The organism is Paenibacillus lautus NBRC 15380 (genome assembly GCF_004000945.1).
GTDB lineage: Bacteria > Bacillota > Bacilli > Paenibacillales > Paenibacillaceae > Paenibacillus_AQ > Paenibacillus_AQ lautus.
On record NZ_BIMF01000014.1, the window covers coordinates 81,081 to 104,726 of the forward strand.

General features: G+C 54.0%; 12 protein-coding genes. 2 read left to right on the forward strand and 10 right to left on the reverse strand.

The features are described 5' to 3' along the window. Positions 1 to 9: 9 nt before the first annotated feature. The 6 genes from PLA01S_RS21860 to PLA01S_RS21885 all read right to left on the reverse strand — a co-directional run bounded on the left by PLA01S_RS21860 (position 10) and on the right by PLA01S_RS21885 (position 10,291). Positions 10 to 2,433 (reverse strand): alpha-L-rhamnosidase-related protein, encoded by a 2,424-nt coding sequence (locus tag PLA01S_RS21860; protein ID WP_127594021.1) that lies wholly within the window; start codon positions 2,431 to 2,433, stop codon positions 10 to 12. Next, positions 2,433 to 4,577 carry an alpha-L-rhamnosidase C-terminal domain-containing protein gene (locus PLA01S_RS21865; protein ID WP_127594022.1) on the reverse strand — a complete coding sequence of 715 codons (2,145 nt, stop codon included), beginning with the start codon at positions 4,575 to 4,577 and terminating at the stop codon, positions 2,433 to 2,435. The genes PLA01S_RS21860 and PLA01S_RS21865 overlap by 1 nt, the downstream gene beginning before the upstream one ends. A 27-nt stretch (positions 4,578 to 4,604) precedes the next feature. After that, positions 4,605 to 5,435, reverse strand: coding sequence for a carbohydrate ABC transporter permease (locus tag PLA01S_RS21870; protein ID WP_119850413.1), 831 nt, complete (start codon positions 5,433 to 5,435; stop codon positions 4,605 to 4,607). Positions 5,436 to 5,447: 12 nt separating this feature from the next. Further along, entirely contained in the window at positions 5,448 to 7,361 is a 1,914-nt protein-coding gene (locus PLA01S_RS21875; protein WP_246059753.1) for an ABC transporter permease subunit, read from the reverse strand. 87 nt (positions 7,362 to 7,448) lie between these two features. Further along, positions 7,449 to 9,119 (reverse strand): ABC transporter substrate-binding protein, encoded by a 1,671-nt coding sequence (locus tag PLA01S_RS21880; protein WP_127594024.1) that lies wholly within the window; start codon positions 9,117 to 9,119, stop codon positions 7,449 to 7,451. 158 nt (positions 9,120 to 9,277) lie between these two features. Continuing rightward, a complete protein-coding gene (locus PLA01S_RS21885) occupies positions 9,278 to 10,291 on the reverse strand; it encodes a LacI family DNA-binding transcriptional regulator (protein WP_127594025.1) in 1,014 nt (337 codons plus the stop codon). 442 nt (positions 10,292 to 10,733) lie between these two features. On the opposite strand from PLA01S_RS21885, the gene PLA01S_RS21890 reads away from it, so the two are divergent. Continuing rightward, complete coding sequence (locus tag PLA01S_RS21890; RefSeq protein WP_127594026.1) at positions 10,734 to 12,650, forward strand: beta-N-acetylhexosaminidase; 1,917 nt, start codon at positions 10,734 to 10,736, stop codon at positions 12,648 to 12,650. A gap of 111 nt (positions 12,651 to 12,761) precedes the next feature. Here the strand turns inward: PLA01S_RS21890 and PLA01S_RS21895 are convergent, their stop codons facing one another. After that, positions 12,762 to 14,081, reverse strand: coding sequence for a sulfatase-like hydrolase/transferase (locus PLA01S_RS21895; protein ID WP_164817489.1), 1,320 nt, complete (start codon positions 14,079 to 14,081; stop codon positions 12,762 to 12,764). Positions 14,082 to 14,236: 155 nt separating this feature from the next. Here PLA01S_RS21895 and PLA01S_RS21900 point away from each other — a divergent pair, with 155 nt between their 5' ends. Continuing rightward, positions 14,237 to 15,112 carry an AraC family transcriptional regulator gene (locus PLA01S_RS21900; protein ID WP_127594027.1) on the forward strand — a complete coding sequence of 292 codons (876 nt, stop codon included), beginning with the start codon at positions 14,237 to 14,239 and terminating at the stop codon, positions 15,110 to 15,112. A 136-nt stretch (positions 15,113 to 15,248) separates the two neighbouring features. On the opposite strand, the gene PLA01S_RS21905 is transcribed toward PLA01S_RS21900, so the two are convergent. The 3 genes from PLA01S_RS21905 to PLA01S_RS21915 form a co-directional block, all read right to left on the reverse strand. Next, complete coding sequence (locus PLA01S_RS21905; RefSeq protein WP_246059755.1) at positions 15,249 to 16,166, reverse strand: hypothetical protein; 918 nt, start codon at positions 16,164 to 16,166, stop codon at positions 15,249 to 15,251. Between the two features lie 68 nt (positions 16,167 to 16,234). Next, on the reverse strand, positions 16,235 to 16,723 hold the full coding sequence (locus PLA01S_RS21910) for an RNA polymerase sigma factor (RefSeq protein WP_127594029.1): 489 nt from the start codon (positions 16,721 to 16,723) through the stop codon (positions 16,235 to 16,237). 527 nt (positions 16,724 to 17,250) lie between these two features. Then, positions 17,251 to 23,520 (reverse strand): 5'-nucleotidase C-terminal domain-containing protein, encoded by a 6,270-nt coding sequence (locus PLA01S_RS21915; protein ID WP_127594030.1) that lies wholly within the window; start codon positions 23,518 to 23,520, stop codon positions 17,251 to 17,253. Positions 23,521 to 23,646: the final 126 nt, after the last annotated feature.

Genomic DNA, 23,646 nt, shown 5'->3' on the forward strand with positions numbered 1-23,646 from the left:
CGGTATGACTTAATCTCTGATTTTCAGCACAAGCTCTGTCCCGTCGATCGCTTTCACGGTAATTCCCTTCGGAATCGTCAGCTCGTATTTCAGGTTTCCTCCTCCCTTCTCTCCCTCTTCCCTCTTCCAGCTTGCTTCCATCATCCCAAAGCGCGTCGGCACAGCGCCTTCCGCCCAATTAAGATCACCGGCATGCGGGGCAAGATACACCTCCTGATCGCCGAGTCTGCTTAAATCAAGGCCCAACACATATTGCGTCAAAATATAACTCGGCGATGCGCCCCAGCCGTGACTAAAGCTCACGGGAATATGATCAACCAAATAAGTTGGCGTATTGCCTTGATAAGCACTCGGCACGGTACAGGCCGGCGTTGAAGGATCAAACGTCTCCCACCAGGTCGTCGCTCCCCGGTCCAGCATGCCGCCCCAATAGCTTCTAATGATCTCCAAAGCGCGGTCTACGCGCCCCCTGCTCATCAGCGTCTCCAGAACCACATGATAGAAAAAAGCACCTTTTAACGGCGGCAGCTTTCCGCCGTCGTACCATTCGTCCAGGAAGCGGTCCTCTTCCGGCGGGTCCATCAAGCCGGACCACATCGCCGCAAAGTTGGTCTGGGCCGTGATTTGCTTCGACAATCCGTCCGGTCCGATACAATCCGCAAACATAATCTCGCCAGGGAGCCGCATCTGCTCCCTTATGGAAGCACGAACCCGGATCGCTTTGTCTCTCCATTGCCCGGCAAGCTCTCCGTGTCCAGTCTCTTCCGCCAGCTCCGCCGCCAACCCGAGCGCCTTGTAATAGAAGCAGGAGACGGCCGTCACCCGGTCGCGCCGGTCGATGTAATCGGCCCAGTCAATAAAGCACCACCAGCCATGTCGGTCGGCGCCGGCGAACAGGCCATCCCGATCCTCCTGCAGCGCGAACCACGCCATCAACCGTGTAATGGCCGGCCAGATTTCTTCCAGGAAACCGCGGTCCTTCGTATACAGCCAGTGGGAATGCACGCCGAACAACCAATGCGCGCAGAAATCGGGCAGCAGGAACGAGTTTCGCTCCGGCCCCGTACCGGGAATGGAGCCATCGTCATTCTGGATCCGTGCCCCTTGTAAGAGACATTTGCGCAGCAGCCGATCGTCCCCGAACGCGTGGTAGATGACTTTGCCCATGACCACGGCATCGGCTACCCACAGCGCCTTCTCGCGCAGTGGACAATCCTCCAGATGGTCCTGGCTGTTCACCAGCGTCGTATACGCCCCGACCTCCCAAATCCGGTTCAGACGCTCATCGCTGCAGCGAAAAAAGCCGGAGTCGTCAAACGGATAGTGGACGGATTCGACGCCGAAACGAGATACCGTCACCGCCGCGGGCGTCGCTTGGGCCGTTACCTGAAGGAAACGGAAGGCCCGGCGGCCAAAAGGCTTCAGCCGATTTCGCCCCTTGCGCAGGATGAAGGTGTCGTACAATTGCAGCTCCAGCGATTCTCCGTAAGACAGCTGGATCACGCCGCCCTCGGGTGCGTCCAGCTCAAGCTCGGGATACCCCACGATTTCGCTAGCAAAGTCATACACAACGCCCGGCAGCGAGCCCGGCATGCTGGCGTCGAGCGTCCAGCCTGTTGTACCTGTCGCTAACCTGCCTTGATCTCTTTCTGTTTTCGCTGAGTCCTCTTGCAAGCCAATCGCTTCATGACTCGGAGGGGCGTGCTCCGGCGTACTAAACGCTTCCGTGCTGCCCCCACGATTCCGAAGCATGCCGGACTCCCCCATGCTGACTCCGAAATTGGCGTCGGTTCTCACGATCGCTGCCGGACTGACCCATTCCCTGTGCAGCGGAGGAATCTCCCGCGGAAGCAGTCGCGGCCATGGCGAATCCGGATCTAACGCTTTGGCGATAACCACCGCCTCGCTCCAGGAGGAATCGTCGTAGGCGGATTCCTCCCATCCGTCCTCCTGCTCCGCGAGATAGATTTCGCGGAATCCGTTCCACTGATGCTGGCGCGACACCTGGGCCATCCATCTTGGCGATCGCCGAACCTTCCATTCCGCATCCGTGGCAGCCACGCAGAGCACTCCGTTCCCGCGCTCGATCTCAAGCTCGGCAATCAATCCCCCCGGCCCTTGCATCTGGCCTGTCACGATATCGGTCGAACCGAAATTGTAGGCGACGATGGCCAGCACATTTCTACCTTTCGCCAGCAGCGGGGTCACATCGATCTCGTCGTAATATTTCCACTGCTGGTCGGCAGGTGAAGGGCCCCTCCCGACCACGGCGCCATTGACATAGAGCAAGTACTCCTGGTTGGCTGACACGTACAATCGGCCCGCCATCGGCGCTTCCTGCAAGTCAAAGCTCCTTCTCGCTTCCAGATAAACGTTGGCTGTTTTCGGGGGGAAATCTCCCCAAATCCAGCTCGCTTGCCAGTGCTCTTTCATCAAACCCTCCCTGCCAGCTCGGCTTCCCCGATGCGAGCTGATTTGATCATGCGGCCATCCTCCAGCTTCCATTCCACCTTAATCAAACCCCTGGGACTTGGAATCGCGCCCCGTGCGGCCGTGAGCCCCCCGATGGCATGAGGCTCGAAAGCGATACGGGCATAACCAGGCTCAAGCGCGCGAATCCCAAGGACATACCTGGCAATCCAGACCACCGGCGTGCTCGACCAGCTGTGGCACAGGCTCATCCGGTAGGAATCGTACGCGGTATACGTGGTCAGGGCATGGTGAATGTCGCTGCTCGGCGTCAGCCTGATTCCCTCCCAGAAAGTGGTTGCCCCCGCATCCAGCATCGTTCCCCAGACCGTAGCGATAACCTCCCACGCCCGTTCGTGCATGCCGTACTCGGAGTAACATTCCGCCAGCCAGTAGGCGGACAATGGCGTGAGCGGGTCCCTCAGCCGATAGTCGAGGAGAAATCTGCGTGCGCTGTCTTCTCCCACATACCCGCTCTTAATGCCGATGACCGAAGTGAGCAGCGCGTAGGACGGCCCGATGAACTGCTCCTCCTTAAGCTCCGCTTGCGGTTCATCCCAATGGAGCCCGAGCTCTGGCATGTAATCCGCCAGCTGTTTCATTTGGCTCTTCGTCATGCCGTAAATCGCGTTCAGGCACGCCCACGATTCAGACGCCCCCATGGGTGACCACTCGATAAACGAATGTGCCTCTCTGGCATCCGGCATGAAAATCCCGCTGCACGGATCCGCATTCGCCTTGACCCAAGCGATATGACGCTGCAGATCGTCCCGGATTTCCCATACGAATTCGCGGTCTCCCGTCTCGAAGTAGTAATCCCATATGCTGCTGAGCCACCACAGCGTATAGGAGGGGAGATTGTTCATCCAATAGCCGTAAGGGGTCCGCCCCAGCTCCCGGAGCGACCGCTTCAATACCGAATAATCGTCCCAGAGCGAGTATTCGGTTTTGGCGGCCAGATAAATATCGTAAGCCCAATTCAAGCGGTCCCGCTTGATGCCGTCCCACAATCCGATTTGATGGCAGACCCGGCTGGTATGCACCGACACGTCATAGATTCGCTGCAGAAGATCGTGATCCGTCTGCAATTGTCCCGCCTGGTTCAGCGCAGCGCCGACTGCTTCCAATTGGAGCTCGATATGGAATGCCCCTCCATCGTCCCCGCTTACGTAAATTTGCACGTATCGCATGCCCTGGGGATTCGTAGCCGAAAGACTCCCCGGCGGAATCGCCAACCACTCGGTCATGCATCCGTCATAATGCCGCAGCTCCTGCAAGGATTCAGCGCCATTCCACAGCAAACCGATCTCGGAATCGCCGTGGTTGGTCACCTGCAGCCGCACATTGAGCTCATGGGGCAGTTCCAGCAGCAGCTCCGGCATCCGGCTCAAATCCAGTTCCTTCTGCTGCGTTCTGCGTTCCTTCCATTCGCCCTGCTTCAGAAGATGATAAAAAATATGCCGTTCATTCCGGGACTCCACTTCGTCCAAGACGATTCGCCCTCCGGCCGTTCCATTCATCTGAATTACACCATCTATGCCGCTGACCGCTTCCACTCCGGCTGCGGAAATGACTCTTATGCCTTGAACAGGCTCGACCGCGATATCGCCGTATCCTCCGGCAATAAACCAAGGAGGCGCATGATCCAGGTCTCCAAAAGGCTCCTCGCCCCAAACGCATACCACCTCCGCCGGGCCGTCCCCGGCATCCCAGGTATCATCCGTTGCCAGCCATAAGCCTTCGCTTCCGCTCAAGTAGGCGATACATCCCACCGAGCGGTCAAACAGATGCATGTTGATGGGATGCATCGGCATCGGCTCCGTATTTCGGAGCTCGATTCGGAGCGTATAGGCTCCAGGCTCCAAACCACCGGGGAGCCCCTCTACCGGATAAAATGCGGACGTGTGCCTGGCATGCTCCGGGAAATGGCCGATCACGGCATCATTCAGCCTGATCTCGGCTTCTCCCGTACAGGCGATTCTCATCTCAAGCTGCTCAACCGCGGCATGCAGAACAAAGGATTTTTCCAGTACGACATGCCGCCTGCCCGCACGTTCCCGATGCCAGATCCAGCTGGGTATCTTCTCCGCTTGTCTGTGTATATTCATCCATCTCTCTCCATTTAGTCCGTCGTTTTATATTTTTAAAGCCCCTTGCGTAACGCCCTGGATGTAATACTTCATCCCGAAGCTGAACAGCAGCACCAGCGGAATCGCCGATATGATGTAAGCCGCGAATTCCACGCCCATGTTGGAGATGCCGAACTGGTTCGTGAATTGCGTAAGCCCGACGCCAATCATCTGGATGCTGTTCGATTTAATGGTCAAGAGCGGCCAGATGTAATCGTTATAGATCCCGACGGACTGCATGATCATCAAGGTCATGAGAACGGGAACGGACAGAGGCAGCACCATTCTCGTGAACACCACGAACTCTCCCGCACCGTCGATTTTGGCCGCATCAAACAGCTCGTTGGAAATGCCCGCCATGAAGCTCCTGCACAGAAACGTGCCGAAAATTTGCCCGCCTGCGGCCGCGCTGATAATGATGACCCACGGCGTATTTACCAGCCCCAGATTCGCATACAGCACGTAAGACGGGATCAACGTCATGACCCCCGGTATCATCATGATGGCCAGCATCAGCATGAACAGCACTTCCTTGCCGAGAAAGTCTTTCTTGGCAAAGGTATAGCCGGCAACGGCGGACAGGGCCACGACCAGGGTGCCGCCCACCGCCGCATACAGCACCGTATTCAGGGTGTACCGCCAGATCGCAGCGAAGGCTTCCGCATAATTCGCCGTCTGCGCCGGGATCGGCATCGTCCAGATGCCTCCCAGAATCTGCGCGTTATTTTTGAAGGATGAAATCAGGGTGAAGGCGATGGGGGCGAGGGTCAACGCAACAAAAACGATAAGCAGCACATAAAGCGCCGACTGCTGAACGAGTCTTGCCTTTGCATTCATGCCGTTCCCCTCCTAATCCGTATTGGTTTTGATGAATTTCATATTGATGACCGTTATCACCATAATGATGGCGAACATGCTGACGCCAAGCGCCGACGCATATCCAAGGTCATTGAATTTCGTTGCGGCAAAATACATCTGCAGCGCCGGCACATAGGTCGAATCGGCAGGCCCCCCGCCGGTCACGATCAGGATGGAGCCGAAGTCCTGAATGATGCCGATCAGCGCGAGCACGATCAGCAGCTTGAATTGTCCCGCCAGCAGCGGCAGGTGAATCGCCCGGATAATGCGGAAGGATTTGGCGCCGTCGATTCTCGCCGCTTCGATCACTTCTTCCGGAATGGCGATCAGGCCTGAATACATTACCAGCAGCTGCAGGATGCCGACAAACGGGAAGCCCATCATAATGATGGCCCACAGCGCCGTATTCGGGTCTCCCAGCCAAGGATGGCTTAGCGAACCGAGTCCGATCATGCGCAGCAGCTGGTTCACAAGGCCGATGTTCGGATCGTACATGTCCTGCCAGACCAGCAGCATGCCGACGGATGGAATGACCATCGAGATCACGAAAAACGTTCGGAATACATACTGCGATCTTTTGCTTCTCAGATGATAGATCAGCTCCGCCACGATCAGCGGCGGAATAAGAGCCTTGAACAATCCGGTGACGATGAGGATGAGCAGATTGCCTACGCCTTTGGTAACGTACGGATCATTCGCCATGCGCCTGAAATTGTCCAGCCCGATAAACTCGCTTCTTGCCCCGGGATTCCAGTCGTACAAGGAATGAATCAAGCCGGAGAACGCCGGGATATACAGGAATATGATAATGAGCGTAAAGCTGGGGAGCAGCATGGTGTACGCCAGTTTGCTCTTCCACAGCCGGTGAAGAATGTACGGCTTCTTGCGCCACAGCCAAAAGAATAACAGTGCCGTCAGCAGAACGAATACGATCACGGCCGCTACCTGCACCACGGTTTTGACCATCGCCGCCTGTTTGCCTTGTTCCAGCACGGCGCCGACTTCATATTGGAAGACCGCTCCTTTGTCCGAGCCTGCGAAGAGCCGTGTGCCGTCTTTGCTGAAACGGATTTGCTGACCGGCTCCGGTCTCCTTCGTGCTCCACAACAATTCGCCGTCTTGATTGGCCACGTAATAATTGCCCGAGTAATCCGCTACGGCGATAAACTCCCCGTCATGGGTTGCATGCACGGAGGTCACTTTATCCTTGGTCAACAATTCGCCAAGCCCGCTGCCCTCTGCCGAATAGAGAACCGCTTTATTGCTGGACGTTCCGACCACCATCGTTCCGTTATCCGCAACGGAAGCATGAAGAATGTCGCCCTCCAGCGGCGTCTGGAATTGCAGCTCGCCGGCAGGATTGAACAAATAGGCGTACTGGTTCGCGGCCCCGACCGCCAGCCATTGCCCATTCGGGGATACCGCCGCGCTCTTCACGGCGATCCCGATCGGAATTTCACGCAGCGTCTGACCTTGTTCGTCCAGCACATGCACCAAACTTTCGTTATGCAGCGTCACGATAGCCAGCTTGCCGTCGGGCGTTGCCGACAGATTCTTGATCATTTTCTTAAAATCCCGCTTCCACAACTCCTTGCCGTCAGCGCTCAGCATATAGAGATGCCGGTCATCGGAAGAGACGAGCATGCGGCCGTCATTCAGAAGGGCGACACCGGTCACGACGTTGTTTGCCATGAATTCGAATCGCTGGCTGCCGTCACGCTGAAGAAGAATGGCACTCGCATTCTGCGTGCCGACTGCCACCAGCTCGCCGTCTTCCGATATGGACAAAGCTTTAATCGTTAGACCCTGCTCCATCGTCCAGATCGGCTCAGAGGCATGGATCGGCTGGGCAAATAGAAATAGCAGCAGCGAAGCCAGCAGACAGGAATATATTGCTCTTATCACCTTCGTGTTCACACTCCCTTCCATGCCAAGTGAACCCGCAGGACTCCACCAATGAAGGCGAGGTCCTGCGCCTTTCAGCCTTTAATGCTACTGTCTGACAGGCGGCTGACGCTCCGGATTCTCGATATCGGAGAGTTCTTTTTTGCGTTCCTTGAGCATGGCCTCGAATTTGGCATCAATATCCGCCTGATACTGCTTCAGCAGCTGATCCACATCGATTTCATCGTTGAAATATTTGGAGATCAGGCCAATATAGCTCTGCACAGACGGCTGGTAATCATGGAGTCCGCGGGCCAACACGTTGCCCGGGCTGTTCAGCCCTTCCGTATTCCCGATCGCGTCAAACGATTCGAACGTCTTCTTCATTTCCTCCGGCAGCTCGATGTCGTTAAGCAGCGGCGCCCCGTTCAAGGAGGCGTCCTTGGAATTCTGGACGGCTTCCAGGTACACCTTATATCCTTCCGGGCTGGTCAAATACATCATGAAATCCACGTTCAGGGCGCTTTGCTCCGCGTTCTTCTTCACGAAGCCGTAGAAGCCGGTATAGATGTGAATCGTTCTTGCCGGAGCCTGGACCAGCTCCCCTTCCATGGAAGGCATGTTGAAGAATCCGAAGTCGAAGGATTTCACGCCGCCGCTCTCTCCTGTTTTTTCCGCATCGGCAAAATCCTTCGGAAGCTGCCAATAGGAGGACGGAAGCGCGACCATCGTTGCGGCCTTGCCGGTCAGAAACAGCTTGTAGGCCTGCTCCTCGGACATGCCCATGAAACCGTCCGGCGCGTAACTGAACAGGGTTTTCAGATTCGTCATGACTTCGCGCCACGCCGGATGGCCCTCGACTTTGTACGGGCCGACTTTGTTTTTGATCGCCTGGTACATCCGCAGCTCGTTCGTCGATACTTTGGAACGGGAATCGTTGTACGGGTCGCTTAGGTCGAACTTCCAGTTATCGTCGATGTTTGGCATGTACGTATAATCTTCCGGCTTTGATTTGATCAGCTCCACGTAATTGCGGAAGTACTGGTCCGGATAAATGCGCATGAGCCAGCCCGCCTGGCCGCTCCACAGGGAGAGCGCGTTGCCGCCGATCGTGAACGGGATATAACCCGCCGCCTTCAGTTTGTCGTAGGTCGCGATGAGTTCATCGAACGTTTTAGGGGTATCGGTAATCCCCGCTTTTTCAAACATCTCTTTGTTGTACATCCAGAGGATTTGAACCGATTCAAAGTTAAGCGCTTGCAAAGTTTGCAGGTTAGGGTCATCCAGATTAACGCCCATGCCGTCCAGATTGAAGCTTTCCTTCCAAAGCTTTCCGGTGTAGGGGTTCTCCGTCTCCAGCCAAGGCTTGAAGTCCACGAATTTCTGATCTTCGTTCAGGTCGCTGTTTTCATTCGTGTTCACAAAATCGGCCTCCGGCTCTCCGGCGGCAAACTGAGCCTGCAGCCATTCGCGGTAACCCTCTGCCGGCTTGATATCCACGACGACATTGACGTCCGGATGCTTAGTCATGTAGGCTTCGGCTACCTTGCCCCATACCTCTGCGGAGGCACCGCGCAAAGATATTTGGATCGTACCGCTTTTTGGTTTTTCCGTATCTTCTCCGGCTGGTTCGACTGGTGTTTTGTTATCCGTTGGGGTAGGCTGTTCGGATGGTGACGGGTTAGCGGTATTGGGGCCGCTGCTGGTACAGCCCGCTGCGATGATGATCATTAGTGAGGATATCAAAATGAGGCTTACGATTTTTTTAAAATGGATCATGACGTTCACTCCCCTAAGCGTTTAATGAATTCGCTTACATTTATGTGAAGTCTTAGATGTCTAAATTGGACCCGCATCACTCCCTTCAAGGATAACAGGGTGCAAAAACGTTTTTGCACCCTTCAAAAAAAAGAATCGTCCAACGAAAATTTCCGTTTTCAGGTCGATTCTCTTTCAATGACGGTACACGGCAAAACGATCGTCTGAATATCGTCAAAACGAATTTCGCCGTCAATAAGCTGCATTAACAGCTTCGCTGCTTCCAGGCCCATCTGCCGCATCGGCAGCTCGATCGATGTAATGGATGGCCGGGCCAACTGGGAAACGGCCGTGTTATCGAATCCGATCACTGCCACGTCCTCAGGTACCTTGTAACCCAACTCCTGAGCCTTCTCGACGACGCGGGACGCTATGACGTCGCGTCCAGCGATAATGGCGGTAGGACGCTCGACTCGGTTCAGCAGCTTCTCCGTTTCCGTATAACCGCTGTCTTCTTCGAAGGAACCGATCTCCACCAACCGCTCATCGAACCCGTCGCCTAATTCCTCCATGGCCTGGCGGTAGCCGTTATACCGGTCCAGCGAGGCATCCACTTCCAGCGAGCATGGGGTGATAAGCGCAATCCGGCGATGACCTTTGCCGATCAGATATTTAACGGCTTCATAGGCGCCTTGCTCGTTATCCGCGTTGACGCTGTGACACACGCCGGGCATCGTCGGTCTCCCGAGCAGGACAAAAGGAAACCGGTTCTTGATCAGCTCCCCATACGGCTGGTTAATGGCCGCGCCCATCAGGATCAGCCCATCCGCCGATTGCTTGCGGTAGACGTCCAGCAGGTGATCCGCCAATTTATTTGTACTCGGCTTCTGAAAAGACAGCAGCAAATCGTAATTGTTGTCTCCAGTAGCTTCCCCAAGCCCCTTGACGACGTCGAGGAGAATGGTATTCTCCAAACCATCCACCGTATCCTCGACCACCAGGCCGATGTTGTTCGTCTTCTTCGTAACCAATCCGCGTGCGGACTGGTTCGGTCTATAATTCAGCTTCTCGATTGCATCAAATATCCGCTTCTTGGTCGCTTCCGCTACATGCGCGGAGCCATTTACCGCAAACGACACGGTACAAACCGCTACGCCGGCCTCCCGGGCGACGTCTTTTATGGTTGCTGCCATCATGATCATCCTTATCCAAAATTATAGGGGAACATTTGATTAGACTGTAAATGCAGAGCTGTAGAAGAAAAAAAGAGTTCAAACCAACACATATGTAAACGCTATCAAATCCTAGCCGATTACGGCGCCTTCGCGTTGAAGAATGGAGCACCGGATGACGCACTGGTTGATATTCTCATGATGCAAAACGTTTTTGCAAAAACGATTTGTATATAAAATACACCGGTTTATCGGCAGTGTCAATCCTGTTTTCTGTTCTTTTTTTAATGAATTCGTAAATGAATAGCTCGTCCACGAACCGCTGTACGTTTGAAGTAGGTCGTGATAACTCCTCTAACTTTGCAAACAAAGGATTGATTTCCCGCGAAGATTCCCATAACATTAAACATTATAATGATATAATGTTTAATGTTGCAAAATCATGGATGCAGGGGGATTTCATATGAAATTTCGTTTCGAGGGCGCTATTACGGATGTCATGCCAGGCATTCAGCTGCTGCTGGATGAGCTTGGCGTTGAGCTTGAGGAAGACGGAGTCCCCGTTCAGGTCGCCTTGTCGGATGGCGATCTGGAGGTCGGCAGGGACTTGGATCATGCTTATATTCGTTACGGACGAAAACATCAATTTTTCCGGGGACTCGGCTTGCTGGTTCAACACAGCCGCCAAAGCGATACATTCCACCTTCACGAACGCCAGCAATTTGACCAAATCGGCCCGATGTTCGACCTGTCCCGCAACGCCGTGCTGACCGTGGATAGCTTCAAACTCATGCTGAACAAGATGGCCCTGATGGGAATGAACAGCGTGATGTTATACATGGAGGATACTTACGAGATCGAATACGAGCCGTATTTCGGTTATATGCGCGGTCGCTACACGCAGTCGGAGCTGAAAGAGATAGACGATTATGCCGACCAATTCGGCATCGAGGCTTTTCCAAGCATCCAAACCTTGGCGCACCTGGAGGAGTTTCTGAAGTGGGAGCCCATCAAGCATTACCGCGATACGAAGGGTGCCTTGCTCGTCGGCAGCGAGCAGACTGATTCCCTGATTGAACGGATGATCGAGGCCGCCAGCGCTCCGTTCCGCAGCAGCAAGATTCACATCGGAATGGACGAAGCGGAGGAGCTAGGACGGGGTAAGTATTTAGATCACAATGGTTATGTGAGCCGTTTCGACATTATGATCTCCCATCTGGACAAAGTCCTCGCTGCCGTCCGCAAGCGCGGTCTGAAGCCGATGATGTGGAGCGACATGTTCCTGAAGCTCGCTGCCGGCGGAGGCGGCGATGCGGCGTATTACGACAAGGGCACCTCGATTCCGGAGGATATGGCCCGCCGCATCCCGAAGGATGTGGACATGGTGTACTGGGACTATACCCACATGGAGCCGGAGGACTATGAGAAGCTGATCGCCAATCACCGCCCGCTTGGCTGCAACCTCGTGTTTGCCGGAGCCGTCTGGATCTTTAACACATTCGGCGTCAACTACGGGTTGTCCCTGAACGCTTCGAATGTTGCGCTTCAAGTGTGCAAGCAGGAAGGAATCCGCAAGGTATACGCCACGATGTGGGGCGACGACGGCAACGAAGGAAATCCGTTCGCGGCGCTGCTCGGTCTGCAGCTTTATGCCGAGCATGCCTACTCGGAACAGGAGCCATCCCCGGCTCAGTTGGCGGAACGGGTGAAATTCTGTACGGGCATCGACATGGAGGCGTTCCTCCTGCTGAAGGATCTGGACGAGATTCCCGGCCAGGAGCCGAACAACGCCAAACAGAGCAACCCCTCAAAATTTTTGCTGTATCAGGACGTGCTCCTCGGGATGTTCGACAAACAGATCGAAGGCCTGGACCTCTCGAACCACTATGCCGAGCTGGAGCAAAACCTCCGCGCGAAGCGCGATAGCGGCGCCGAGCTGGACTACCTGTTCGAGATGCCGGAGAAGCTCAGCGCCGTCCTCAAACGCAAGAGCGAAATCGGCATTCTGCTGAAGCAAGCCTATGATGCCAAGGACGCCGATACCTTAAGGCATATGGCCAAGAACGTGCTCCCTGCCATCTCCAAAGCCGTGCAAGAGCTGCGCATTGCCCACCGCACGCAGTGGCACCGGATGTTCAAGCCCTTTGGCTGGGAGGTCATCGACATCCGCTATGGCGGCGTCATCACCCGCCTGGACACTGCATCGTTCCGCATTCTGGAATACGTGGAGGGACGGATGGCACGGATTGAGGAGCTTGAGCAGGAACGGCTGGTGTTCAGCACGACCAACCGCGACAACCACAAAGGGGTCGGCTGGTGCAGCCATTATTACCGCATGGCTTCGCCGAACGTGTTCTACCATGTGCTGAATCCTTTTTAAGGGTTCCAACTGCTGGAATCTGCTGATACCTGTCACCATCACATAATAAAAAGCCCCGGTTGCCGGGGCTTTTTTTGCATTTACCGCTGAAGATATATGCTCTATTCACGCTCAGGATCCGTGACGCTGCACTTCCTCATACCAGTCTCGCACATCCCGGCTAAGCCGTTCCACGATCTCGGGGTAACGGTCCGCCAGGTTGATGCGCTCTCCCGGATCCTTGGACAGATCGGACAGATGAACCTGATCGGGAACCACGCGGTCGAAATCGAGCTTCCCGTTCAGCACCAGCTTCCAATTTCCTTCACGGACAGCCAGTTGGCCTTGATACTCCCAGTACAATTGCTTATGCGGCGACGGCTCGCGCATCCGTAACATCGCCTTCAGGCTGCTCCCATCCAGCGCAACGCCTTGAAGCGGTCCTGCCGCCGGATCGACGCCCGCCAGATCCAAAAAGGTCGGTGCGATGTCCATCATGGCCGCCACCTCATCACGCACTTGCCCGCCTTCCCATCCGTTCGGCCAGCTCAGTATGGCAGGTTCGCGGATCCCGCCTTCAAACAGGCTTGCTTTATGTCCCCGGAAGATCCCAGCGCTCCCGCCGTAATAGACGTCCTCCGTCCCGTCCAGCCAGTTCCGGCTCTCGGAGGACGGTCCGTTATCGCTGGAGAAGAAAATGACCGTATCCTCGTAACAGCCGGCTTCCTTCAGGGCCTCCACGATCTCCCCGACGCCGTCGTCCACCGCGGCAATCATGGCGGCCATGACCTGCCGATCCCAAGGCAAATGCGCAAACCGGTCCATGTATTCCTGCGGCGCATGCATCGGGTAGTGCGGCGCATTGTACGACGCAAACAAGAAGAACGGAGCCTCCTGTTCCCGCGACCGCTGAATGAAATCAACCGATCGTTCCGTGATCAGTTCAGTCATGTACCGGCCGTTCTCCCAAACCTCCGTTTCGTTCTCCCATAGATCATGCAAGGGGTTGACGCCATGGGCTTGGCCCCAATAAAAAATGTGCGAGTAAAAATCGACGCAGCCTGCCTTGAATCCGAAAAACTCATCAAATCCATGCGCATTCGGGCTGGTTTCCTCGGACAAGCCCAGATGCCATTTTCCATACAGCGCCGTCCTGTACCCGGCAGGCTTGAGCGCCTTAGCCAACGTCACCTCGGCTGAAGGCAGTCCATGCGAGCCCCGCTTCGCCCCCAGGATCTCTCCGACTCCCGCACGGGCCGGGTACTTGCCCGTCAATAAAGAGGCTCGTGACGGGGAGCAGACCGGGGAATTCGAATACCAATTCGTAAAACGAATGCCTTCATCAGCCAACCCGTCCAGGTGCGGGGTTTTCACGGTGTCCGAACCGTAGCATCCAAGATCTCCATAGCCTAAGTCATCGCAATAAATCACGATAAAATTCGGTTGTTTCATATCTCCATTCACCTCTACTTTGCTCGACTTGTTCCTCATCATCGTACCTTTTGGCGGACGAATACGGAATGCTCCATCCTTGCAATCGTTATACAATATGTTGCATCATAGCATTAACAAGAGAAATGATCAGGTATTGCTGCAAGGAGGAAGTTATGAGCATAACAGTGAATCAGCGGCCATCCCGAGAAGAATACTTTAACAATCCGGCTCTCTTTGAGACTCAACTGGGATTATGGATATTCAAATCCGGATCCCAGCCCTTTTTCACCGAAAAGGTCGGTCCCCGGTCTGTCGAATTTTATAGTATACATTTCGTTGCCAGCGGCAAGGTGCGGTTCGGATGGGACGGCAGCAGCGTCTCCCTCTCGGAAGGCGACCTCTTCTGCCTCTTCCCCGGCTCGGTCTATACGTATGTTAAGGACTGCGACGAGCCGTCTACCATGATCACCTGGACGGCCTTTATGGGCGAGTTGATGCCGTCCATATTGAAGCATGTCGATTTATGTCCGGAACGGCCCTATCGACGAAATGCCTTCAGGGACGATGCCCTGGCTGTCATTAAGAACATTCAGCGATTGCTCCGGCAGCCCCAGCAGGACCATAGCCTTCAGCTGATGTCGCTGGGATTCCAGTTGATCCACAGCATCGATCCCAACCGGGATCAGCACCTTCCCGCTGCTTCGGCTCCTTCCGACTGGCTCGAGTCCGTCCCCGGATATATGGGATTGCATTGCACGGAGAACCTGTCCGTGGAGGAACTTGCCGCGTGGGCCGGCGTGCATCGCAGTCATTTCACCCGCGCGTTTACCCGCCGATACGGTATCTCTCCGTCCCGTTATATGCAGCAGTTGATCATGGAGAAAGCGACCCGCCTGTTATCCGCCGAGGGAACCAGCATCACGCAGACTGCTTTATCCCTGGGATATTCGGATTTATTTACGTTTTCCCGGGCTTTTACCCGGTATTTCGGCATGACGCCGAGCGCATTCGTGAAAGCGAACCGCCCATCATCAACGGCAAGCGAATAGCAAGGAACCGCCATGCGATAAACGATAAAGGTAGCGCCATTAGCGACCCTACATCAACGATAAGAGGCCATCCGATTAGGGATAGCCTCTAGTCTTTTGCATTATCTTTTTTCGTTGCGTTAAACGGTAGAACGACCTACTCCTCCATCAGCTCCCACAGCGTAGTGAACGCTTCGTCTTCCAATTGGAAGAACACCGACGCGTTGGCATACCGCACATATTGGCCGCCCTTAAACAATCTTAATTGTACCTCTGTCCCGTCCTGCAGCTGGATATACAGAAACTTCTGCTCGCCCGAGCCGGTCTCGTAGATCCCTTGCTCAAACAAAGGTTCGGCCGCAATCGGCTTCGCTGCATATAAAGCCTCAACGAAGGCTTGCACCTCCGCATCGGCGGAAAGCTCGCGCAGCCTGTTCTCGCCCATGTTCCAGCTGTCGAAATCCTGCCATTTGACCGACGTCATGTTCCCCATCAGATTCAGCTTACCGATGATATCCTCGCCCTTAGCCACCGTAATCCCGTTCAAATGTTCATACAATTCGGCATAGACTTCCCCGTCATGCTCCATGTAGGACATGATTCTAAAATCGGCGTCATATCCCTTAACCGTAAAGATGTCCATTTCGCCGATCGTCGAAGCAAGCTCCGTGTAATCTTCGGAGGAGCTCCATTCCGTAATCCCCGATTTCGACCGTCCGAGCTTGTCGCCCCGCAGCTGTTTGGCGATTTCCGGCGTGATTTGCGTACCGGTTTGGGTGTAGATATTGCCCTGGTATACAACCAAACCGATCATGTCGGCTTTGACGTTGCTCTCGCCCGGAAGCTCGATTTTCGGAATGGTTACCGGATCGTGACCAACCTTCGCGGTCGGCGGGGTATTCGCCCCAGTCCCTTGTTGAGCCACCGGAATATCGCTGACCGCTGGCTCGTTTTCAAGATTCAATACCAGCGAAGCCACTACCACCAGGCCCAGCATAATGGCCGCGGTGACGCCGGCGACCCCCATTCGGCTCATTCTTGTCGTTTGACGCTGACTTTGTTTCATTCCTTTCATGATCCGCTCCTCCAATCCTTTATCAGGTTCTATTCGATCTATCAATGATTTGTAGTCATTCCGATTCATCAATCGTCCTCTCCTTCCAAGTCCATGCGCAGCAGCTTCCTGCCGCGCTGAAGACGCATCTTGACCGCAGACTCGTTAATCTGCAAAATCCCGGCGATTTCCTTAACGGAATAATCCTCGTAATAAAACAGATGGATGACCGACTTATACTTGAACGGCAAACTCATGACGTTATCCATCAGCGTCCGTTCCGACGCCTCCACAAAATAATCGTTCATATGCTCCATTTTGGTTACCCGCTTGCGCCACAGGCTCCCTTGCATGTTCTTGCAATGGTTCGTAATCACCCGAATGAGCCAAGCCTTCTTATGCTCTTGGTCCCTGAAGTCAGGTGCTTTATATATCAGTTTAATGAACGTCTCCTGAATGGCTTCTTCGACATCCTGTTTGTTCCCAAGGTATACCATCGCTATTTTAAAAAGCATATCGCCATATAATTCATAGGTTTCCGTAATATCTCCGCCCGGCCGGAGCGAATCGATCTGCATCGCCTTTAGACCTCCTTTTACCCTAACACAGTTATGGACGTGGATCGGTCACATTTTGTTTTTAAGTTTTTCGGCATACAGAAAAAGATGTCCCAAAAACTCTCAGATCTGGCGTGCCCCTCTCTCTGTTAGGAGACGCTCCGTGTACGAATCGTTCCTCCCATCGCTGTTGTCCCCATATTTCTTGGAACGATTAAAGCAAAAGGGAGAAATTCGGGGACAAAGGCGACCGCTGGCGCTTGTCCGGAATCGTTTCGTCCTCTCCGCTACCCTCAGAAAACACTTCATTTAGACATATGAAGAGAACCACATCTTCACAAAATGGATGTGCGACCCATTTACGAAAGAAACGGTGTAACGAACCAAAAAAGCAAGAAATGGCGGTGCTAGGGATCACCCTTGCACCGCCATTTCTATATTTTCCGCTTTTTCATCGATCGGAATGTTCTTCAGCAGATTTGCTGTTGCCCCCCTCGTATATCACAAAGATTCAAATCCATTAACCATCCATCCGCTATACAACATGTTTAATTCGCATACGTCAAATCCTGCATCAAACGATGGAGCACAGCGGCGCTTTCGCCGCGGGTGGCATTCGATTTAGGATGGAAGCGCTGCTTCGGATCTCCATTCAGAATATCAAGACCCGCCAATTCATACACCGCCACCAGAGACCAAGCACCGATCGAGGACTCATCGACAAAATGGGCTCTTGTCGCGTCGACGGGGTTGTATCCGGCATACTCCAGCGCGTTGTAGGCCATCACGGCCATCTCTTCGCGCGTGATCGTTTGATCCGGCTTAAAGGTGCCGTCCGTATAGCCGGTGATGATATCGGCATCGACGGCTGCTTGGATTGCTCCCGCGTACCAGTCGGAAAGCGCCACATCCTTAAAGCTGCTTGATCCGGCATTTGCAGAGAGGCCCAAAGCCCGAACTACAAGCGCTGCGAACTCGGCCCGAGTGACCGATGCGTTCGGAACAAAGGTCTGCTCCGTGCGCCCGGTTACGATCATTTTAGCCGCAAGCGATTCAACGTCACCCTTCGACCAATGCGACGCGATGTCCTGGAACGTTACCGGGTTCTGCAACACCAGGTATGTGCTGTTGGTTCGGCTATAGATATCAATACGTTGGCCGTTCACCTTAAAGGGTACTGGCGTGTATTCGCCGTTTCCATCCACTCGGACAACCGCGATATCAGTCAAAGCATGCGATTTGTCGACATTCAGGGACCGCTTCACATAGGTTTGGAATGCGTCCAGCACGATGGTCTTGCCATTGCCGGACTTCACCGTCACGGTGTAGCTCACGGCTTGCAGCGCTTTATATCCTTTGGACGCTGCTGATTTAAGGGCCTCCTCATCGATCGCAAGCTGAATGACCAATTGAAGGCTGTTCATGTCCGAGCCGGCTTGGGCTGCAAGCGCTTGAAGATCGATCTCCGTCTTCGGAAGCTCATAGCTTCCGTACGACGTCGCTACCACCAGCACCTGCGCGCTTGTTTGATCAAGCCACGCCCGCAGCGCTTCATTCTCGATGGTAACGGATGAAGAGGAGATTGGCTGCGTGCTCGTTACCTCCACGGTGACTTTTCCGCCCGAAGGCTGTTTCAGGGCTTCCTTCATGGCCGCTCCAGTCACGCTGCCTGCTGCCGCGCCGTTCTCCGCCTTAACCGGAACCTTTACCTTGCCTGGTTCGGCTGGTGGTGTCGTGCCAGGGTTCGATGGATTCACGGGTGGCGTCGTCGGTCCTGGCGTTCCAGGCGTACCCGGGTTCCCAGGGTTCCCCGGCCCAGGCTCTCCCGGCCCGCCCGGATCAGGTCCTCCCGGAAGCGGCGCTCCCTTCAAGTCCGTAATCCGTCCTTCGACGGCGGAGGTCTTGGCTGTGATGGTGCCTACTTTTTTTACGTAGTTCGAGAATACTTCATAGTCAGGCTTATAGAGCAGGTTCACGCGCCCTTCCAGGTAGGCCTTCTCGAGCGAAGCATAGAAATCGCCGCCCTTAGCGGTAAATGCGTTTGTCGCTACCTCATACGATTTATTCATGTCGATCGGCTCGTATCCGTTCTTGCCTTTCACCTCGATACGCAGGACGCGTGACCCAACCGGCTTGGTGGAGTCATAATAGAACTTCATGCCCGCAATATGCGGGAAGCGGCCATCCGAAGCAGGTGTCTTGGAAACCCCATTCTCCATGGCTTCCTTAATCTCGGCGCCCGTTAACGTGATCGTGACGAGATCATTGTTAAACGGAAGGACCGTCATGACGTCACCCATCGTGATTTTGCCTGCCTCAATGGATTCGCGGATGCCGCCGCCGTTCTGCAGGGCGATGACCGCATTCGTGCCGGCGGCTTGCGCCGCATCCAGCATGCCATCGGCAATCAGATTGCCGAGATTCGTTTCCTTCGTGCGGACATCGGCGCGGACGCCGTTCAGCTTCACTTCGGTCGTACCAACCTCCGTTTGTTTTAACTGCTCCACACCCGGCTTATATTTGGTATTCAAAGTTTGCAGCGCCTCTTGGTCCGGCTGTACCACGTATTGACCGGCGCTATCTTTCTCGTCAACGGAAATGAGGCTGCTGTTCCACTCCTGCAGAACACCCTCGTCGTCAAATACGACCTCAAGCTGACCTAAGAATTGTCCCTTTTCCCCCGTCTGCACGATCAGCTTCGGTTCGCTGTCCGACCGGTCCACAACCGCCTCATCTAGCTTAGTATGACTGTGGCCGCCCACGATGATGTCGATGCCCTCGACTTCCTTGGCCAAGTTGACGTCCACATCATATCCAAGGTGTGACAGCACAACGATTTTGTTGATGCCTTCCTTCTGCAGCATCGCTACGGTGTCTTTTGCCTTTTGCACCGCATCATCGAAGGTGACGTCTCCAGGCGAAGCGATGTTCGCCGTGTCTTCGGTTGTAAGTCCGATGAGGCCTACCTGCTCCCCGTCTACCTCCATGATGATGGCCGGGTAGATGGTTGCATCCTTGGCATCCCGGGTCACTTCATTCTTGAATTTCTGGGTCAATAAAGCATCGGCCGAAAAATTCACGTTCGAGGAAACAAACGGGAATTCCGCATGCTCGATGAAATCGTTCAGCACTTCGGAGCCCTTATCGAACTCATGGTTACCAAAGGTCATGGCATCATATTGAACCAGATTCATGAACTCCAGATCGGCCAGTCCCAAGTATTGATTAAAATACAGCGTGCCGGAGAATACGTCCCCTGCATCCACGAGCAGAGGATTGACCGCATTCGCTTTGGCTTCTTTGATCGCCGTCACCCGACGCGCAATGTTGTCCGGTGAGCTTACGGTGTCCAGATTGGCATGTGTGTCATTGGTATGCAAAATCGTAAGCGGGAAGCCGTTCACGGCTTCTCCTTTCAGGTCGATCTGCGCGACTACCGGATCATGATCCGATACGCGGCCCTTGGAAGCTGGGAAGTCAGCGTTCAGATGCACGACATCGGCTTGCGTGGAACGGGTCAGGTTCTTACTGACCAGAATATGATCCAATACCTGCGAGTTCCCGTCATACGTGTAGGTATACCGCTCCTCAAGCGGAAGCGTCTCGATCAGGTTGTCCAATTCGTTGCCTTTCAAAATGCTCGCTGTCTCGGTAAACTGAAAATCATTCAAATCCCCCAGCACAACGACGTTCGCATCAGGGTTAGCAGACACAACGCTTTTCACGAATCCGTTCACGACGGCTGCAATCTGATGGCGCTGCGTTTCGCTGGAGAGAACCGGCGGCTGGGTATTGCCGAATGGTCCTTGGTCTCCGGATTTCGAGTTAAAATGATTCGCAATGACGATCACTTTCTCGCCTTGGAATTCGAACTGCGCGGCCAGAGGCTTACGCGACGCGTTAAATGCCGCATTCAGCGGATCGATCCGGCCCGGATTCAGGGTTAACTGATCCTTCGCCGCATCATAGGCAACCGATTCCGTCGGGGATCCCTTCTTGCCCTGAGCGCTGTCCGATAACTGGACACGTTCCGCGTTGTAGAGGAACCCTACCCGAATGTTCGCTCCAGGCGCTCCCCCGTCATTATTATTCACCGGATTGATGTCGGTAAAGCTGTACGTGGGTCCTCCCGCTGCCTTGATGGCGTTTATCAAAGCCTGGTAGCTTTGGTCAGCCGCGGTAGTACCGTTGTTCTGTTCACCGTTGTTATCCTGTACTTCCACCAGGCCGATAATATCCGGAGACTTAATGTTGTTTACGATCGACTCCGCCAGCTTGTTGATTTTGGCGGAACTTACACCCGGGTAGAAATTTTCAATATTATACGTCGCTACTCTGAGCTGTTCATCCTTCACGTCAATGGTGGATACCTCTTGCTTAAAAGAGCTACTGTTGATTGCAGGCAATTCAACTTTAGCCGGAATCACCTTGAAATTGCCACTGTTATAACCGATTACGCCGATCACATCATTGGCAAATGTATCGCCTGTGCCCACTTCTTGTCCCGGATTGCCGTAAGCAATCAGGAGACGCTGCGGGTTGAAATTGCCTTGCTCTTTCAGAACCAGTCCGCCGGCTGGCGTAATGACATCCGCGATATCGTTCTCTACACGGGTCGCAATGTTGTAGGTGCCGCCGCTTGTCCAATATGGACTAATGATCGTTGGCTGCGGAAGTCTGACCAGCATGCCCTCCAGAGATTCGTAGAAATCGATGGCATCTTCCTCCGGATCGAATGCTGTCATGCTGTCATTATCGATAATGGCGGCAGGAATCGGGCGTCCGCCTTTCCCTAAGGTTACCGGTTCAGGCAGCTGCTGAGCCTGATCAAGCTTCTTGAAAGATTGCAGCTCGATTTGGGTGGAGGTCAAGTTGCTGGAGCTTCCCTCGTTATACTCTGCCACTTTACCGGTTACGCTCACCAGATCACCGATCTGCGGCCGGTTCGGATCTGTAGAATATACAAATATCGCGTCCGATGTATTCGGATTGGAATCCGGCTTCGGATCCTGGATGTAGAATCCCTTGATATTGCCGTTAGAAAACGTATAACCATATTGGGTTACAACACCTTCAATATCAGTTACCGTTTGTCCTGTATACGGCGAAGTATGGTCCTCGCCTTGAATATCCGCGATGCGCGGCTGCTGAGTAGCTTTATAGGCAAATTCGTACACCTTGCTCACATCTTTACCCGAGACAACAATCGCTTTGATGGTCGTGTCACGATTAATTTGTATCAGCGAGCTATATAGTGTACTTGCTGTCGTAGGAACCGATCCATCGAGTGTGTAATAGATGCTCGCCCCTTGCGTAGGACTGGACAGCGTCACCGTTCCCCCGATAATTATCGGACCGGCACCGGGACTTGCGATCACGGAGAACATCTCTTCGATTAAGGCATCCTCGCCTAAAGGGATCAGCTCATAGATGTTTCCAAACTGCTTCACCACGCCCGTGACGCGGCTGAAGGTTTTCACCGTCTTCAGCTTGGATAATCCGGAATAGATGATGAATTCATGCCCGCCCTGCTCGGCCGTGTATTCCCCAGGTCTGTTCTCGGATTTGATAGTCACATCATCCAGGTAGACAAGTCGTGCTTCATAAGTCTCCCCTGCAGCTGCGGATAGATCAGCTCCGGTGATTTGTTGAGCCTGCGGCACTCCTGCATTTGCACCCGTTACATCATGCGGCAGCAAGGCGTGCGGTTTGATCTCCTGAAGATTGTTGTAAATCTCCATTACGCCGGCCACACTCACCCGATCGCCAACGCTGGCATTAAGCGGGTAGTCATAAAGCACGATACCGGCCGTATCGTCTTGAATATACGTTTCTCTGCCTTCGATATGCGTAATGATGCCTTCCGTCCACACATGCTCGCCTTTAGCCTTGCTGCGGGCTTCAGCGACGGACGTTTGCGTTAAAATATCGTATTGGAACGAGGAGACCGGTCCATCCGGTAAACCCTCCTGGACTGCATAGGCATCTACCCGCGTAGGCTCGTTAATCTCGATCGGGCCGTTGACGAGCTGGAAGCCGGAGCCGTTTCCGCCGGACAGATACACATCCGCATAGACGGAAGCCCCTACCGTAGGCGGATTCAGCGTAATCTCTGTTCCGGCAGGCCAGGCATTAGGCTCCGGGTTGGCCGTTACCAGTCCCAAGCCCGTGCCAGGCGTGATCGGCGTAGCGGGACTCGAGCTGTTTCTAGGATCCGGCGTCGTAACCGCAAAATCCGCTGCATTATTATCCGTGTCAAGACCGCGATCATTTTGACCCATGGTCAATTCCTTGCGAATCGCAGCCGTACTGTTGGATAGAACTGCGGTCGGGTTCTTTTCAAACTCTGAAGCCGATCCATAGCCAACAAGATCGATGCGGTCGCCTGCGGCGTTTACCAGATCCACCTTGCCATTGGAGCCGCTAAGGTTCAATGATCCTGCAGCATCAGCTGTCGGCAAAGAACCACCCACCGAGCCACTACTCTGTTGTTGGATTAAATAATAAGAATAAGGCTCTATAATACCAGTTAAAGAGGTCGTGCCGTTAAAAGTGCCTGTTGCGCTTGCATAACGCACCTTCCAGCCTGTCAGGTCGACCGGACTGCCTGTCGGATTGAACAATTCGATAAAATCATGCGTATAACTGGCCCCGCTATTCCCGCCGCCCCCATACACCTGGCTAATCACAACCTGGTCATGTTGGGGAGCAGCCTCCGCTACCTTCACGGGACTGAAAGGAACGATGATACTCAGGAGCATGACGATAGCCATAAATATACTTAGCTGCTTTTGCCACCTATGTAATCGAATGCGCATTCAGGTTTTCACTCCTCTATTCTATTAAATTTCTAGCCTTATTAACTATATATACCAGATATGTTTTGAGAGTACTAACCTAAAGTATGCTAGATGTAAAAAAACCTCCGATAGACCTAACCCTAA

Excerpts from the sequence above, each read along its gene's own strand:
- PLA01S_RS21890 (WP_127594026.1), top strand. The coding sequence starts at position 10,734 with ATGAAATTTCGTTTCGAGGGCGCTATTACGGATGTCATGCCAGGCATT.
- PLA01S_RS21885 (WP_127594025.1), bottom strand. The coding sequence starts at position 10,291 with ATGGCAGCAACCATAAAAGACGTCGCCCGGGAGGCCGGCGTAGCGGTT.
- PLA01S_RS21865 (WP_127594022.1), bottom strand. The coding sequence starts at position 4,577 with ATGAATATACACAGACAAGCGGAGAAGATACCCAGCTGGATCTGGCAT.
- PLA01S_RS21905 (WP_246059755.1), bottom strand. The coding sequence starts at position 16,166 with ATGAAAGGAATGAAACAAAGTCAGCGTCAAACGACAAGAATGAGCCGA.
- PLA01S_RS21910 (WP_127594029.1), bottom strand. The coding sequence starts at position 16,723 with ATGCAGATCGATTCGCTCCGGCCGGGCGGAGATATTACGGAAACCTAT.
- PLA01S_RS21880 (WP_127594024.1), bottom strand. The coding sequence starts at position 9,119 with ATGATCCATTTTAAAAAAATCGTAAGCCTCATTTTGATATCCTCACTA.
- PLA01S_RS21860 (WP_127594021.1), bottom strand. The coding sequence starts at position 2,433 with ATGAAAGAGCACTGGCAAGCGAGCTGGATTTGGGGAGATTTCCCCCCG.
- PLA01S_RS21915 (WP_127594030.1), bottom strand. The coding sequence starts at position 23,520 with ATGCGCATTCGATTACATAGGTGGCAAAAGCAGCTAAGTATATTTATG.
- PLA01S_RS21900 (WP_127594027.1), top strand. The coding sequence starts at position 14,237 with ATGAGCATAACAGTGAATCAGCGGCCATCCCGAGAAGAATACTTTAAC.
- PLA01S_RS21870 (WP_119850413.1), bottom strand. The coding sequence starts at position 5,435 with ATGAATGCAAAGGCAAGACTCGTTCAGCAGTCGGCGCTTTATGTGCTG.
- PLA01S_RS21895 (WP_164817489.1), bottom strand. The coding sequence starts at position 14,081 with ATGAAACAACCGAATTTTATCGTGATTTATTGCGATGACTTAGGCTAT.